The following is a 17,294-nucleotide window of genomic DNA, read 5'->3' on the forward strand; positions in this document are numbered from 1 at the left end:
GTATTCCTCCTATGTCTAATTTAGTCCAGTTTACTCCATAGACTATTTTAGCTTATCTAATTTAGTCTATGGAGCTGCTTAGACTTTATTATACACCAGATTCCTTTTGGGAGGAATACGTCCTTTATTTGACGCTTACATAAAAAGGCTGGTTTTTGAGTCCAGCCTTTCTATTTTCAGACCTGATCATTTTTTCCTGCGCTCATTGTCAGCTTCTACAGAACACTTCCAGGCTTTATTGAGGCCCTTTTTAGCTCTTACACTGCTTACAGCGCAGCCGACAGCTTCGTAAAGCACTTCTGTACCGCAGCAATCAGCATGATAATCAACTGCATTTTCAGCTCTGATACCGATAGAGCCTGCTGTCTCGGCTGCGTCAATATTAGCTCCGAGGAATACGAACTCCCAGCCCTTTTCCTCCTGCACTTTTTCTATGAGCTTCTTCACATCCTTGTGACTGTACTTTCTGCTGGCGTTCTCCATACCGTCCGTCGTAATTACGAACAGCGTCTTTTCTGGAACGTCTTCTTCACGGGCATACTTATGGATATTAGCGATATGATGAACTGCGTCCCCCACTGCGTCAAGAAGTGCCGTACATCCTGAAGGAACATAGTCTCTGTCGGTAAGCTCGGGAACATCTTCCAGCTTTACTCTGTCATGTATCACTTTTGAATCATTGCTGAAGAATACAGTAGAGACAAGTGCTTCTCCCTCTTCTTTTTTCTGCTTTGCTATAAGTGAATTGAATCCGCCGATAGTATCAGCTGTAAGTCCGCTCATGGAGCCGCTTTCATCAAGAATGAATACCAGTTCAGTTAAGTTCTTTTTCATAATAATACCTCCGTTTTGATTTTTTCGGAACCGCTTTATCGTTTCCTTTACTGTAATTACAGTATACATCATCACGGAGGTATTTTGGTCGCTTCAAAGGCGACAAATCATGAACCTATGAGACTCTGGTCAAAAGCAAACAATGCTTCGTTTATCTCATAGATATTATAATTGCTGCGTTCGATAAAATAACGGATTATCAGATCGAATTTCAGGCTGTCTGACAGGGCAAATCCCGCTTTTTTCAGAAGCTCTTCCGTTTCGCCGAGATCAAGTTCAAGGGCGACAGCAAAAGCAACTGCGGTCTGCTTTTTAGGCTTATAGTTCTTGTCACTGCGTATCTTTGAAAAGAGCTTGCGATCGATATTAGCTTTTTTATAGGTCTCTACATCTGTCATGCCCTTTTCGTCTATGAGTCGGAGCAGCGCTTCCGAAAATGATTCATCATGGGTTTTCAGAATATTTTCAAGATCATCGCTGGTCTCACAGCAAATATCTTCCTCGAGCATGATATTTGCAGCGTTTTCTTTTATGCTTTCCTTTTTTCTGCCGAATAATCCGAGAGGTTTCGCTGCTTCGGCGGTATGGTACATTCCGAGAACTTTATCGCTGTCTCTGTTTCTTCTGTCTCTATCAGCACATTTTCTGGCGTAAGCGTCACTTATATACTGTCTTATCTCACCGACAATACCCGAGCTAACCTCAAATGAGTCCTTATCGAATATGACAAGTGTAATATCCATTTCATTTTCGTCAAGGAAGCTTCTGAATTCGGAAACCGCCACATCAAGAGCTTTATCCTTGGGATAGCCGTATATACCCGATGATATAAGCGGAAAAGCCACGCTCTCACAGCCGTTTTCCCTTGCAAGCTCAAGGGAGTTCCTGTAGCATGAACGCAAAAGCTCTTTCTCACTGCGGTCACCGCCGTGCCACACAGGACCTACGGTATGTATGATATATTTACAGCCGAGAGCATAGCCCTTTGTAAGCTTTGCCTCACCTGTTTTACAGCCGCCAAGAGTTCTGCATTCCTCCAGCAGCTGCGGACCTGCCGCATGATGTATAGCACCATCAACTCCGCCTCCGCCCAGCAATGAGGAATTTGCAGCATTGACGATAGCGTCGGCTCTGACCTTGGTAATATCGTTCCTGATTATCCTAAAAGGCATATAGGCAACCTCCGTTTCAATCTGATTTATCAAATTATAGCATATAATTTAGAAAATAGCAACAATCGCGGCAAAAAGGTGATGCAGATATTTATTCCAGCGCGAAAATGGCGGCGCGGGCTCCGCGCTTATAACATACATGACGCAGCTTATCAATACTTACAGCCAAAAACAAAAAACCTGCCTGTTTTAAATAACAGGCAGGCTTATTAATTACTTTGCAGTAAATTTCAGCATATTCCATGAACGCGGAACAAGGCTTACTTCACCGCTTATTTCCTGCTGTACAGGTGAGACCGCATTTGGTTCATCTGCACTGTTGCAGCGTTTCATATCATTATCTGTCAGAACTGTATGGGATACAAGCTTATATCCGTCAAATCCGTCGAGTTCAAGCTCACAGCTTTCGTCAGCCGAGCGGTTGACTGCAAACAAAGTGACATCACTGCCGTTCGCTACTGCAATACTCTCGATATACGGCACATTGCTGTGATTTTTTGTGTCATATTTGCCGCATTCGCAAACAGTATTCAGAGCCTTTCCGCGTCCGTTCACCGAACAGTGAAGGAACGGATAATAAATGGTCTGGATCCACAGTCTGCCTCCTGTCTCGGTCATGATAGGAGCAATTACGTTGACAAGCTGAGCAAGACAAGCAGTCTTTACCCTATCGCAGTGACGCAGAAGCGTTATCAGCAGAGTGCCTACAACAAGTGCGTCCTCAACATTAAAGATGTCCTCTAAAAGCGGCGGAGCTATCTGCCAGCGGTCTATCTGCTTATCCTGCTCCTTGCTGTGGAACCAGATGTTCCATTCATCAAAGGCAAGCATAATGACCTTGTCAGACTTCTTCTCCTCTTTTATCTCATCGCATATCTTTGCAGTATCTATGATAAACTGCTCCATATTCATTGATGATGCAAGGAAATCCGCGGTATCATCGTCGGTATTGCCGTAATAGCTGTGCATGGAAAGATAGTCTATCTGATCGTAGCACTCGCGCAGTACAGTTCGTTCCCATTCGCCGAAGGTAGGCATTTCGGGGCTCGAACTGCCGCAGGCAACAAGCTCAATGGTGGGATCAGTCAGCTTCATCAGCTTTGCTGTCTCACAGGCAAGACGGGCATACTCCTGCGGAGTTTTGTGACCTATCTGCCATTCGCCGTCCATCTCGTTTCCCAGACACCACATCTTTATGCCGAAAGGTTTATCAAAGCCGTTTTTGCGGCGCATATCAGCATAATATGTATCTGTGTCAAGGTTACAGTATTCTACGAGATTCCGTGCCTCGTCCGCACCTCGTGTACCCAGGTTCACCGCCATGATTATTTCGGCGCCTGCACGTTTTGCCCATTCCTGAAACTCGTCGATGCCGATCTCATTGGTCTCGATACTGTTCCAGGCGAGCTCCAGCTTTCGCGGACGCTTTGACCTGTCACCGATACCGTCCTCCCAATTGTAGCCCGATACGAAATTTCCTCCGGGATAGCGTACAACAGGTACATTCAGCGTCTTAACGAGCTCTAATACGTCCTTGCGGAAACCCATATCGTCAGCGCTTTCATGTGTCGGCTCATAAATGCCGCCATAGACCGCACGCCCGAGGTGTTCGATAAAAGAGCCGTATATGCGCGGATCAATATCACCGATAGCATCCGAGATATTTATCGTTATTTTTGCTTTCATAGCTTAAACTCCAGATCTTATTACGTAATCAATATAATAAATAAGCTGTCCGTTCAAATACAACGATATGCTTATTTAATATCCCCCAAACACGCTTTGATCAGCCCTTTACAGCACCTGCTGTAAGACCGTCAACGATCTTGTTGGAGAATGCACAATAAACTACTATAGTAGGAATGATAGCGATCACAATAGCCGCAAACATCTGCGAATAGTTAGTACCATGAGGTCCGACGAACTTTGACAGCGCTACAGGAAGCGTCTTCTTGGCGTCATCTGAGATGAATACCATAGCCATAAGAAGCTCATTCCAGTTGCCGACAAAGGTCATAAGTCCTGTTACAAAAAGACCTGTCTTACTGAGCGGCAGGCATATTTTGAAGAATATCTGGAAGATATTCGCGCCCTCCATACAAGCACATTCGATAAGCTCGTTCGGGAGTCCCTTAAAGAATCCTGTCATAATGAATATAGTTATTGGAAGTGAACAGGTAAGATAGGGGATTATAAGTCCTAAAAGTGAATTTGAAAGACCTAATTTTGAAAATCTTGTAAACAGCGGGATAAGTACGCAGTGTACAGGTATCATCATACCTGTAAGGAAATAAGTCATTGCGAGCTTTGAGCCCTTCCAGCGCAGACGGGCAATGGCAAATGCAGCCATAGAACCGATGATAGAGCTTAATATAAGAGCAACAACGCATACAATGAAAGAGTTAAGTGTAGCTACGCCAAGCTTTCCTGCTTTCCATGCAACTGTATAGTTCTCAAATAATAGCTTATGAGGAAGTGCAAAAGGATCTGTAAATATCTCCATTTTCGTCTTGAATGATACATTTACCACCCAAAGAAGAGGTAAGATATAAACTAAGCAGATCAGTATCAGAAATACGTATATGACTATCTGGACAGGCGAAAGCTTATTCTTGGAGGTAGGCTCCAGTTCAGCTGCAAATGATTTTGAAGATTTCATCTGACCGTACCTCCTTACATTTCATACTGTTCGGTCTTTATGACCTTATTGATAAACAGTGTTACCAACAGACAGAGCACAAGCAGTACTACACCTATAGCACTTGCATAACCGTATTTGAAGAACTTGAAGCCCTGCTGGTAAAGATGAGTTGCAAGAACCTCTGTTTTGTGGTTTGGTCCGCCCACGGTCATATTCCATATAAGATCAAAGAACTTCAGAGAACCTATTGCATTGAGAGACATAGCTGTAGCAACCATTGGCTTGATGAGAGGGAGAGTTATGTATCTGAATGACATAGGCTTTGTACAGCCGTCGATATAGCTTGCCTCCATGAGAGACTTGCTTATACCTGATATCTGAGCCATATAAAGCATCATTGACTGACCTACATACTGCCAGAGAGCAACAAATGCGATCATCCACATCGGAAGCGGCATAAAGCCTTTTGTAGACATCAGCCAGAGAGGCGGATCTTCAACGCCCCATTTTATAAGGAGCTGATTGATACCGAGCTTCGGATTGAATATGAACAGCCACAACAGACCGAGAGCTGCCGAAGAAAGTACGCAGGGAAGATAAATAATATTCTTGAACAGATTTCTTCCTTTCTTTATGTTTGTCAGTACAGCTGCATAGATAAGACCTAAGATAAGCTGTGACACACATGAGAAAACAAGGAAGAAAAACGAGTTCTTGAGAGCAATGCCAAAGGTCTGATCGTGAAGCAGATTCTTGTAATTATCAAGTCCGATAAAAACCGGTTTGGTCATGCCTTTATAATCACATAATGAATAATACACCGACTGAATGATCGGTATAAAAAGCACCAGTGTGAACAAAAGAAAAGCTGGAAGCATGAAAACAAGCAGTGCTTTCTTGTTCCTGAGCATTTTGTCCATCCTGGACCAACTCCTTTCAGAAAAAAAAATAATAAAAGATTAAAACAAAATAGGGGCGCAGGCTACGCGCCCCTATATTTTTCGGAATTAGTCAGAAATTACTTTCTGCAGTTAGCTTTGTAGAAATCTTCCATATCCTTTGCAGCGTCTGCAGGCTTCATATCGCCGAGGAATACTGCAACCATTGTATCGTCAAAGTGAGAACCTGTCTCAGTTGTAGGTAATGACTCGTTGTAGAAGCCGAATGTACCTGATGCCTTGCCGAATACATCCATAACGTATGAGAGCTGCTTAGGAGCAACGTTTACATCATAGTCAACCTTTGTTACAGGGATCTTACCACCCTTTTCAGCAGTGTACTTCTGAGCTGTGTCATCTGTGAAGTACTTGATAAGAGCTGCTGCGCCATCTGGATTCTTAGAAGATGAGCTCATGCAGAGTGAGTCAGACTTAGCGATGATTCTGTCAACGCCAGGGAACTGGAATACGCCGCACTTTGACTCAAAGCCAGCATTTGCACCGTTTATCTGAGCGATAACCCATGAACCCTGAATAAGTATAGCAGCCTCTTCGTTGTAGAAGTTTGCTGTAGCAACATCGTTTGAATCACCAGCTGCTGACTTCTGGAAGTACTTGGATAACTCAAGGAGCTTATCGCAAGCACTCTCAAGCTTGCCATCTTCCCATGAAGCAGAACCGTCAGCGAGCTTAGCAAGGTCTACGCCCTCTGCCTCGCAGAGATAACCTGCTACCATTGAGAGGCACCATGCAGTACCAGCTGAAATGGATATAGGAGTATAGCCAGCGCTCTGGAGCTTATCACAAGCTGTGATCATCTCGTCCCAGTTTGTTGGAACCTTAGCGCCTGCCTTCTCAAACATCTCTGTATTGTAGAAGCAGCAAGCAGCAGCAGTGTTAAGCGGTATAGCATATATCTTGCCGTCGTATGTCTGCTGTGTGAATACAGCGTCGCTTGCAAATGTATCCTTCCAGCCGTCCTTGCTGAGGTAATCATCAAGTGGAGCTGCAACGCCGGGCTCAACATAGTCTGTGAGCTGTGGACCAGGGCTTACGATAAATACGTCAGGTGTATCGCCTGCTGCAACAAGAGCGTTGAGCTTGTTGTAATATTCTTCGAGGTTTGTTGTGATAGGCTTTACGTGATACTCGCCCTCGTGATCCTTGTTGAATCTCTCGATAGTATCCTTATAGCCGAGTGAGATAAGGTCCTCGGTAGCGTCAAGGTCGTCCCAGAACATCCATGTGAGTTCCTGAGCACCTGAGCTTTTTTTAGAACCGCCGCTGTTGTTTGTAGAAGCGCCGGTATCGCTTGAACTGCTTGATGAGCTGTTACCGCAGCTTCCAAGTGTAGTAGCGAGCATTGCTGCTGTCATAAGTGTTGCGAAAATTCTTCTTTTTTTCATTTCTCTTACCTCCTGGTTAAGTGCCGTATACTGCATACCATTTAAGTTCTACATTATATGCTGCACGGCAAGTTTTACGGTTTTACCGTTTTTGTTCTGGCACCTCTCTGATGCCCTGTGTAAATTTTACCATATTATCTACTGGTTGTCAATAAATATGTGCGATAAAAGCAAAAAAAGATAAGCGGACGGATTTTTTTCATAAAATGATAGCAAAAAATGGTTGGAAAATCTGAAATTTAACCTTTTTGTAACGGTTTTTTAATAAAATCGTCATTATTATTTTGTCGTAAAGGTCAATAAAATCATTCCATAGTGAACGAACCAAGTGACAATGAACAAAGGTCTGAGCTGCCTTTACTCTTGAATGTGAACCATATTGCGTTCACTCCGTCAGGTATCCTTATGTCAGCAGATGACCTCTTCCATACGTTACTGTTTTCTATCTGTATCTCTCCAAGCTCCTCACCGTCCCATGCAGTCTTGACTGCAAAAACTCCGTCGCCGTAGCCGCGTGTAGTAATACTTACCTTAGTTATACCATTGCAGTCAAAGTACTTGAAGCCTATGTTGGTGCCATCTTTGATATTGTAGATATATCCTGTCTCCTCATCGCCGTCTTTGCCGTCCTGCATTATGCGCGGCGCATTGAGGTCGCCGATATAGACCTCGGGCTTTCTGCCGAAGATATTGCAGGCGATATAAGCAGGATATTCGCCCCTGCCCACAAGAGGACCGCCGTTCAGACCGCAGGAAGTGAGCTCAGCCTGCTCGAAGCTTCCGTCAGCATTGAGAGTTAGCTTTTCTGCGCAGCCCTGTCTGGAGAACCATGTACCGTTGGTATGCCTGTGATAGAAGATATACCACTCGCCGTTTATCCCGATTATACTGCCGTGATTGTTTGCACCGCGGTTCGATGGCATATCTGCCGGCTTATATGTGCCGATATGCAGATCGGTATTGCTGACCAGCACTCCGCCGTATCTGAAGCCGCCGAGGGGCTCGTCGCTGACAGCATAACAAAGCTCATGCATGACCTCTGATGAGTATATAAAGTAATACTTGCCGTTCACCTTGCGTATGGAAGATGCCTCGAAAAAGGCGTGTCCCTCGAACTGAGTACCTGCGCTGTAACAGCTGCCGGGGACTACGGTCTGAGGCTCGGTGATAACAGTCAGCATATCCTTATCCAGTGTGACGACCTTTGCGCCTGTTCTCGCCCTGTCTCCACCGGGGCAGAATCCGCTGTACATATAGGTCTTGTCCCCCTCAGTAATGACACCGGGATCAAACTGGGGCTCATCGCCCTCTCTCTCTCCGAGGCGTGTACCGTCCTGATAGTGAACATAGCCGTAGAATTCGTACCTGCCGGCAGGCTCATCACATACAGCAACAGACATAACGCCCACCTTATCAAGCACATAGTAGAGGTAGTATCTTCCGTCGGGACCAACTGCAACATCAGGCGCATAAAGGCACATATGACCGTCACGATTCATAGGATCGGCATTTCTGGGGTATATAATGCCCTCATAGCGCCAGTTCCCGAGATCGTCAACTGGTGCTGACCAGCACACATAGTCGCCCATACAGAATACATAGCCGTTCCAGAGATCGTGAGAACCATAGATGTAAACGCGGTCACCGAATACATAGGGCTCACCGTCGGGTATATACTCCCAGCTTGGGAGATAGGGATTGAACGCCTGTTTCTTGCTCATAAAAATCCTCCTTATTATTCATATCATATCCAGCAGGAACGTAACAAGACCGTTCTGCTCAGCGGATAGCTTTGCACCGTCACCGGTGAACAGCATTTCGCTGCGGTCGGTATCAGTATAGGGCTTCCATTGAGGGAGCTTATTTCCGTTGACATCAAAGCCGTTGGGGTCTCCTGTCCTTATGAAATTAGCCCAGTAATCGCACATCTGTCTTGCAAGATCATAATGTCTGCCCTCAAAATGTCTGCTGGATTTTGCAAGTGTCTCGAAAAAGAACCACAGATCAGAAGAATGGAATGTTCCGGGAGCATCTTCGCCGGGTATATCAGGAATAAAGCGGTAATAGTAGCAGTTTTTCGGCTTATTCTGTCTGTTCTCGCCGAGAAAAGCTGCTTTCACACCCAACTCGGGTGAGGAAACAGGGGCATAACCATGATCTGTTCTGTTTTTTGCTTCTGAAAGCGCCAGAAATTCTTCAGCCCTGCTGCCGAAGTACTCCTTAGCCTTCATTTCCAGCTCGTTGTCATCTGACGCATTGATGAACTCAATGAATTCATCGCCTGTATTGCCGCCCATAACAGGTACACGTATCCGTGTGCCGTTCCTGAAAGCCGCCATAGGGTCCTGTGTGCAGAAGCAGCCGTCCTCAACTATTGTGAAGAACATCTCGCCTCTGCTGCGAAGCTCGGAATATTTGCTGCGTATATAATCAGCGTCCAGCCTTCTTGCTTCTTCAAGAGTATTGACGCCCAGATACTCAAAGAGCCTTTCTCCCTTTTTTCCTGCCTGTTCAAGGCTCTGTGGAAGAAAGAAGTCATTGACCTCATAGGGCGAGCCGAACATACCGCTCATGACCACTGCCCTTTTGAAATCACCCTCATTGTCTCTGCAAGCCATTTGTGCCATTACACTTCCGCCGCCTGCGGACTGACCTGCTATGGTTATATTATCGGGGTCACCGCCGAAATTAGCAATATTGCGCCGAACCCACCTGAGACCTGCCTGCTGGTCGAGACAGCCAAAATTACAAGGCGCATCGGGCTGCTCACTTATCAGCTGCGGGTGACAGAGAAATCCCAGCGCACCCAGACGGTAATTCACAGTTACTACGACGATACCTCTCCTTGCAAGGCGTTCACCGTCAAATTCCATCTCAGCGGTATAGCCCCACTGAAAAGCGCCGCCAAAGAACCATACAAGCACAGGTCTGCGCTCATCTGCGGACTTGGCATTCGTCCATATATTAAGGTAGAGGCAGTCCTCGCTCATGGGTATATCAGGATCGACGTGCCATTCACGGCAGTATATATCATCACCTATGCCCGGGGTATCCTGAACGGATATAGGCGCGAATTCAAAGCAGTCGCGGACACCATTCCAGTTTTCGGCAGGCTGAGGAGCTCTCCAGCGGTTCTCACCCACAGGCGGAGCTGCAAAGGGTATGCCCTTGAACACGGTTATACGCGGATCGGCTGCGGGCAGACCTCGGACCTGTCCGTTTTCTGTATTTGCTGTCCTTAACAAAAAATCAACTCCTTTACCATGAAACGGTTCATAACATACCTAAGAGCATCTCTAAAAACCACTTTTGAGAAAAAACAGCTATGCACAGCATATGCTGCGTCAAACTCCCTCGGAGTGCGTCAGCACACCTTCAGGAGCTTTCCTTGCCTCTGCCGCACCTATCTGTTTTTTCCTTAACCAAATAGTCTTTAGAGATGCTCTGAAAACATTTTAACATTAAAATGTACAAATTGCAATACCAAATGAGAAAAAATTATGTGCGCTTGACAGCTAAACCTCTTGAGATCAGAAAAAAGAATGCGCCGATATTTCCGCGGAAATATCGGCGCTTGTATTATTATGCTGCTTGTCTGCTTACTCGCCCTTTTTATCCTGCTCCTCAGCAAGCTTATCAAGGTCTTCAAGCTTTTCGGTCTTGCCCTGACCAGCCTTTACAAGGACTTCATTGATATCTCCAACAAGTGCGATAATGTCGTTGATAGAATTATTGATAGTCTCTGAGCTCTCATTTGTGATGGTAACATTATCATCAAGAGCGCTGAATGCATCAATGGTAGTCTCAAGGATAGATGTGAGCTGTGATACACTGTCTGCATCCATAGTTGAGTTATCGTTACAGAAGGTAACAACATTCTCAAGAAGGTCCTTAACTACAGCAGCTCTCTCACTGGTAGCTGATGTGGATTCGCCGATATTCTCCATATTATCGGTGATATTTGCAACATTCTCCTTGAGCTTGTCAGAAAGTGCGAGAACTTCCTCTGTAATCTCAGCAAGCTTCTCATTCTGTCTGTTCAGTACAGAGTGTCTTGCAAGGAGTACCGACTTTGCATGAACGATACAGTTATCGGGAGTATTGAGACCTCTGTATATAGCGATAGCCATATCACGGCAGGTGTCATAGCCGCAGGCATGACAGTCGTAAGAACGCTCCTCATCGGTATGCATACCCATTTTCTCGAATATGGGCTGAAGCTGATTGATATTCGGGATAGGGGAGGGCATAGATGGCTTGTAGTTTCTCAGGAAGTCAGCCACACGGAGCTCGTCATCAAATCTCTTGAAGAGCTTGTCGTCGCCTCGTCCCATGATACCGCCTGACTTGCGGCGGCTCTTAGCCTCGTTTTCTACAGCTCTCATAGTTGTCATAGCATCGAAAACTGTCTGCTTTGTGCCCGAAGCAGGTCCGATATTACAGCCGAACTCACATGAGAGAACATCGAATATCCTCGGGTGGTTTGACTCAGGCATTCTGCTGTACATCTCGATCTCGGAATAAACCTTGTGTACGCCTTCTGAGTTTGTGATATTGAGCTCAGGATCGTGGAGCCACATATTGTCTCTCAGTCCGCCGGGACGCGAATAGATAGCGCCCATCTGACCCTGCGGCTCGTCGAACTTATACTCATAGTCCTCTGAGGTGTCTATCGGGATATTGATATCGTTTCTGTCAAAATATTCAAGGAGCTTCTTTATAGTAACGTTGTACTCAAAGAGCTCTGTATCCTGTGACTCATACTTCTCTGCGATACACGGAGAGATAAGAGCGATAGGATTATTTCTTCTCAGGTACTTCTTTATGTATATAGCACTGCACGCAACGGGGCTGTGGATAGGTGAAAGGTTCTGAAGAAGCTTAGGCTGGTACCTCTCTATGTACTTTACGATAGCAGGACATTGCTGAGTAACGATATTGCCTATCTTATCCTGCTCCATTGTCCTTATATGAGCCCATGTGCAGATATCAGCACCGAATGATACGTCAAATATTGTACAGCCCTGTTTCTTGAACCAGTCAAGAACGCCCTTCCACTTGGTAGGCAGAACTGTCTTTATAGCAGGAGAAGCCATGATTATAAGCTTTTCCTTGATAATATCGGAGATACAGTCATCTGTATCGTCAATATAGTCTCTTGCGCCGTGAGTACACTTCTTTACGCACTCGCCGCAGCCGATACACTTGTCATGATTTACCATAGTTATGAAGCGTCCGTCCTCAAGCTGCTTTACAATATTAGCCTCAGGAGCGGGACATTCTCTTACGCAGGCATTACAGCCGACGCACTTTTCTGGTTTTACAATGATCAGTTCACTCATAATTATATAAACTCCTTATGACATTAAAAATCAAACTGCTTTACTTATTCTTCAGAGAATTTGCCTTTGCAGCCAAAGCCGCAAGGTCAAGCTTGCCGCTCTTTTTCTCGCCGTTCTGCTGATTATCGGCTTTCTGCTCTGCGGCATCATCTGAAGGCGACTTATCGCCCTTGTCATTCTTTTCGTCCTTTTTGCTTCCGATCGATTCAGCCATATGCTTGAGCTTATCCAGCTCTTCCTGCTTTTTGCGCTTATCCTCGTCGTCGTGTATCTTTTCGGAAAGACTCATAGGTCTTTCGGGTATATCGGGCTGTACAGCCTCAGGTATCTTGAATACGGGAACTCCGCCCTGCTTCAGAGACTCCTCAGTCTTGTTTAGACATTCATCAGCCTCTACAAGCTTTGTTATGCCCATATTGCGGAAGCCTTCAAGGGCATCTCTTACCTTGCCCATATGTATTTTAAGTGTATTTACGTCCTCAAGCACAGAAGCTCTGAGATTATTTGAAGCCGCGCTCATCTGCTCGGCTTTGGTCTGAGCCTCTGCGATAGTCTCGGCAGCAGTTCTCTCTGCCTCAAAGATTATCTGCTGAGCCTCAACATTTGCGTCCGAAACGATATTCTCAGCCAGTTTTTTAGTCTGGAACTCTATTTCCGCAGCCTTAGCCTTTGCAGCGCCCTCCAGCATAGAGGAGGATTTCTGCGCCTCAATGAAAACATTGCTCAGCGCCATTGCCTCGTCCTGAGCCATAAGAGCTGCGCACTTTGATTCGGTAGCCTTGAGCTGATCCTTCAGACCTGCTATCTCATCGTTGAGGTCTTTTACCTGCTGAACATATTTTTCATTCTCGTCGTCTGTAGCCTTTAGCTTCAAGTTAAGGGTATTATTCTGGACCTGCACCTGAGTGAGCTTTGCGCGCTCCTCTGAAAGCACAGTTTCAAGTGCTTTTTCTGCATCTGTTCCTTTTTTATACGCTTCAAGCAGAAGCTTTGTTTCTCTTAATTCGTTTCTTAGGTCATGCACCTGCTCGTTGAGGTACTCCATGCGTCGTATAACAGATTCTTTTTCATATCCACCGAAGGTGACTGTTTTTATAAATCTTGTTTCTGCCATATCAATATCCTCCTTGAACCACCCGACCGAAACCTAAGTCCGCGCACTTATCGAGTATGATATAGTAATATTATACACCAAAAAGACAATATAGTCAATAAAAAAACTGCACAAAAAAGAGGGCGGTTTTATGTAAACCGCCCAATATATGTCAACTAATTTTTTGCCTTCGGTTTCAATCTTCTTCTCCCAGTATTTTCTGGACCTCTTCATTATAATATAAACCCAGATCAAAGAGCTTATCCGCCTGTTTACGGGTTATAATGCCGCGGTCTGTAAAGACGAACTGTCCATGCTGGCGCTCCTTGCCGTTCCATGAGTCTATTACCTGTAGCCAGCCCTTTTTGTCAAGAGCAGTCTCGGGGAATCTCATATCGGGGTAGAATTTCTGAGCTATCATCTTGGCACATTTTGCGTGATTCGTAAATGCGCAGGAGTAGGTATCGCCCTCGGGAGAGATCCAGCCCAGCTTGAAATCCGGGGAATTCTTGGCAAACATATCCTCAAGCTCCAGCGGAGATTCTTTGTCTGTTTCGACCACTTGCAGGAAATGGGGATCATTTTCACGGAACCTGAAATAACCGCCTCTGCCGTCGAATACTACGGGGAGCTGTTCCTCGGTTATTATTTCCTCAAAGCCTGTGCCTTCAAGAGCTTCTAAAGTATCAGCATACTGATAGCAGTATTTTCCAGTAGCCGATCTGTACACTGCGAACTTTTTCACTCTTAACACCTGCCTTTCCCGATAATAGTAACTCAAACATATCAAGTATATGAAAAGAATAAAAAATCCGTGTGTGTATATTTTACCACCTTTCCGGTTATATGTCAATCTTTTTTACCCGAAAGGTGCAAAAAGCGGCTGTCATTGCTGACAGCCGCCGTTTTACTATAATTCAGATATTCATTACAGTAGTGATCATGTTACCGCCGTTCATCTTAGCGTTTCTCATAGCAGTATCAAGCTTAACGAGAACGGAGTTGACGTTGAGGCAGTCACCCGGCAGGTAGTGGTAAACAGCGCCTGAGCATGGGAGCTGAACCGTAAGGTTGAGCACCTCATACGGGCTGCTCATTACACGCTGGATATTCTGTGCAATACCTGTTGCCTGGCTCTCAGAGATATTCTTATTGAATACGAAGCAGAACTCGTTACCTGTGATGTTGTATATCTCAGCAACATCGCTGAACTCCTGCTTGAGTCTCTCAGCAACAGCTGCAAGGTACTCATCACCGAAGTCATAGCCGTAGGTATCGTTGATGCTTCTGAAGTTATCCATATCGAATACAGCGATCTGGAATCTGCCTGATTCAAGTCTGTCGCTGATATCATTATCAAGAGCATAACGGTTCTTCATACCTGTAAGAACGTTCATAACAGCAAGGTCGCTTGCCTTCTGACGTGTATTCTTGAGCTTTGCATCGACCTCTGCAAGTCGCATCTCTCGCTCCTCCAGCTCGATCCTTGCCTTCTTTGATCTTCTTGCGAACAGCCATACAGCAAATTCAGCGAGAATAGCAACGATCATCATAACTGTCATGAGGATATATGACTTTGCAGTATTCTTTGCGTTCATCTTTGAAGCCTCGATATTTACTATATCAATAGTAGATGTAAGCATCTCTGAAGCTGTGATCTGAAGTGAGTAAAGGTCAAAGTTCATGACATCTGACATTGCGTTCTGATCACCGCTCTCAACAGTGCCTGTACCGAGAGCCTCAAGCCTCTTCTTATAGGTATCGATCATAGCCTTAGCGTAGTTGTATCTCTTGATAGTATCGGGAGATATGCCTTCAAGAGACTCAAACTGCTGCTCAGCGTCCTGTATATTTGCATACAGACCGTCTGTCTGAGCGATGAGAGCCATAGGGTTTCCAACGCCTGCAGCGATACTGAGTGAGTTCTTGTTAAGCTCTGAAAGATAGCTGTTGATTCTGTTAATAGAGTTCATACACGTTGAGGTTCTTCTTGAGTTTTCAGAGTTGCTCCAGTAGATATTCTCAACGAGGAACGTATTGATTACATAAATGACAGCGATAAGGATAGCAGCGAAGACATATCCGCTTGTGCCCTTTTTAGATGTATTTTTTGCCATACTTATCCACCTCCATTAATATTTATCAGGATACAGAAGGAGCTGAATGTAATCATCATTCATGTTTCCTGCGTTTACATAAGTAACGCCTGTATCCAGTGTAGGAGCTGTGCCGCCTCCATTAATGTGCTGCTTAGCATATCTTACGCCAACGTAGCCGATGATGTAAGGGTTCTGAAGGATAACACCGTCGAGAACGCCTCTTCTGATGTAAGCAAGCTCTTCTTCATCGGAGTTATATCCAACAATTGTGATCTTGCCTGTGAGGCCAAGCTCTTCAACAGCTGCACAAACACCCAGTGTTGTGTTTGTATTTGTTGCGAAAAGGATAGAGAAGCCGTTTCCGTCAGTGCCAAGAAGCTTCTTTGTTTCTTCCTTTGCTTCGTCTACTCTTGCACAGCGCTCTGGCTGTACGAAGTTCTTCTTGATCTGAGCCAGCTTGCGCTCGCCTTCAGCCTTTACCTCTTCCTCGTGCTTTGCAACAACAAGCTCAGCTTTTTCGAGCTCTGTGAGGTCCTCTTCATTTACCTGAGCTGCACCTGCATTATCGTTTCCTGCAGGAGCACCTGTCTGTGCGCCGGCAGGAGCACCACTCTGAGCACCTGCGGCAGCACCGGTCTGAGCACCTGCGGCAGCGCCGCCCTGAACACCTGCGGGAGGACCGCCCTGTCCGCCTGCTGCTGCGAGAGCTGCATACGGATTCTCCTCAGGTACCTCGATACCATTGGCCTCTGCAATTTTATTTGTCATTCTGGTTATAAAGCCGTTGATACGGTTCTCTGCTGTACCTGCGGTATGTCCTATGATACCGATCTTGCCAACATTTGCAAGGTCGCCGCCCTTGTTCTTATAAGCAGCTATTGCATTCTTAGCAGCAACGGTACCACCGTCAGACTCTGACGAACCGATACGTGATGCCAACATACTGTACATTGAAGAATCGATCTCTGAGTTGATGACAACGACCTTGATGCCCTTGTCAACAGCCTTTGTCAGAGCCTCATTAAGATCCTTTTCACTGTTAGGAGCTATTACGATAGCCTTTGCCTTTTGGTTTATAGCATCATTGATAGCAGCGATCTGTGTAACGTAATCGTTATCACCATCGGCAACGGTATATACCATATCATAGCCGAATTCGTCGCAGGCGTCCTGAGCGCCCTTCTTTACGTCATCCCAGAAACTGAGCTGCTGCTTAGTGATAACAGCTATTGTGCCGCCTCCCTGTGAACCGGGAGGGCCCGTCGGACTCTTTCCGCAGCCGCCTGTTACGAGCATTGCAGCAGCAAGTAGACCGGCTGCAACTGACTTGAACGTGCTTCTTTTTTTCTTGTTCATATGCTGAACCTCCTTATTGATCAATTATACCTGAAACCGCCGCAGGATATCTGCTTGATATTCCATTTACATCCTCATATCATGGAACTTATGAGCGTACGGCTTTACCCCTGTCAGGCTATAGATTGATATCCATAACATATTCTAACACATTTTTATCTGAATTTCAACAACATTTTGTAAAAACATCATTCGCGCGATACACAAAAATATCAAAAAATTTGTATGCATTTTAAACAATTTTATACGACGGGTTTATTCAACAAATAAGTATACAAATATTGGCTCAGCCAATTCCAAGAATAATATTTTTTCCCGATATTACGCTCTGTTATGAACTTAAAAAATTTGCACAAATACAAGCCTCGGTTTTTGTAAAAGATAATTCAATTTTGTTTTTCGACTTTCATTTC

Annotated in this window: 13 protein-coding genes; all 13 read right to left on the minus strand. The window is 45.2% G+C overall.

Annotated features, from left to right (window positions below; all coding sequences use genetic code 11):
* Positions 1-186: 186 nt before the first annotated feature.
* Positions 187-834, minus strand: coding sequence for a VWA domain-containing protein (locus K5677_RS04750; protein WP_296725283.1), 648 nt, complete (start codon positions 832-834; stop codon positions 187-189).
* Between the two features lie 107 nt (positions 835-941).
* On the minus strand, positions 942-2,006 hold the full coding sequence (locus K5677_RS04755; RefSeq protein ID WP_296725286.1) for an O-acetyl-ADP-ribose deacetylase: 1,065 nt from the start codon (positions 2,004-2,006) through the stop codon (positions 942-944).
* Between the two features lie 213 nt (positions 2,007-2,219).
* Positions 2,220-3,692 carry an alpha-N-arabinofuranosidase gene (locus tag K5677_RS04760; protein ID WP_296725289.1) on the minus strand — a complete coding sequence of 491 codons (1,473 nt, stop codon included), beginning with the start codon at positions 3,690-3,692 and terminating at the stop codon, positions 2,220-2,222.
* 100 nt (positions 3,693-3,792) lie between these two features.
* Positions 3,793-4,665 (minus strand): carbohydrate ABC transporter permease, encoded by an 873-nt coding sequence (locus K5677_RS04765; protein ID WP_296725291.1) that lies wholly within the window; start codon positions 4,663-4,665, stop codon positions 3,793-3,795.
* 14 nt (positions 4,666-4,679) lie between these two features.
* A complete protein-coding gene (locus K5677_RS04770) occupies positions 4,680-5,567 on the minus strand; it encodes a sugar ABC transporter permease (protein WP_296725293.1) in 888 nt (295 codons plus the stop codon).
* Between the two features lie 98 nt (positions 5,568-5,665).
* Positions 5,666-6,991 (minus strand): extracellular solute-binding protein, encoded by a 1,326-nt coding sequence (locus tag K5677_RS04775; RefSeq protein WP_296725294.1) that lies wholly within the window; start codon positions 6,989-6,991, stop codon positions 5,666-5,668.
* A 305-nt stretch (positions 6,992-7,296) separates the two neighbouring features.
* Positions 7,297-8,712, minus strand: a complete 1,416-nt coding sequence (locus K5677_RS04780) for a family 43 glycosylhydrolase (protein WP_296725297.1) — start codon at positions 8,710-8,712, stop codon at positions 7,297-7,299.
* 18 nt (positions 8,713-8,730) lie between these two features.
* A complete protein-coding gene (locus K5677_RS04785; protein WP_296725299.1) occupies positions 8,731-10,236 on the minus strand; it encodes a carboxylesterase family protein in 1,506 nt (501 codons plus the stop codon).
* A gap of 354 nt (positions 10,237-10,590) precedes the next feature.
* The gene (locus K5677_RS04790; protein WP_296725302.1) at positions 10,591-12,333 is read right to left on the minus strand and encodes a [Fe-Fe] hydrogenase large subunit C-terminal domain-containing protein; all 1,743 of its coding nucleotides are present in this window, start codon (positions 12,331-12,333) and stop codon (positions 10,591-10,593) included.
* A 40-nt stretch (positions 12,334-12,373) separates the two neighbouring features.
* Positions 12,374-13,447, minus strand: coding sequence for a plectin (locus K5677_RS04795; protein WP_296725305.1), 1,074 nt, complete (start codon positions 13,445-13,447; stop codon positions 12,374-12,376).
* A gap of 175 nt (positions 13,448-13,622) precedes the next feature.
* Complete coding sequence (locus K5677_RS04800) at positions 13,623-14,171, minus strand: hypothetical protein (protein WP_296725307.1); 549 nt, start codon at positions 14,169-14,171, stop codon at positions 13,623-13,625.
* 172 nt (positions 14,172-14,343) lie between these two features.
* Positions 14,344-15,543 carry a GGDEF domain-containing protein gene (locus K5677_RS04805; protein WP_296725310.1) on the minus strand — a complete coding sequence of 400 codons (1,200 nt, stop codon included), beginning with the start codon at positions 15,541-15,543 and terminating at the stop codon, positions 14,344-14,346.
* A 15-nt stretch (positions 15,544-15,558) separates the two neighbouring features.
* Positions 15,559-16,881 carry a substrate-binding domain-containing protein gene (locus K5677_RS04810; RefSeq protein ID WP_296725311.1) on the minus strand — a complete coding sequence of 441 codons (1,323 nt, stop codon included), beginning with the start codon at positions 16,879-16,881 and terminating at the stop codon, positions 15,559-15,561.
* Between the last annotated feature and the right edge of the window lie 413 nt (positions 16,882-17,294).

The sequence above is a fragment of the Ruminococcus sp. genome (assembly GCF_024684275.1).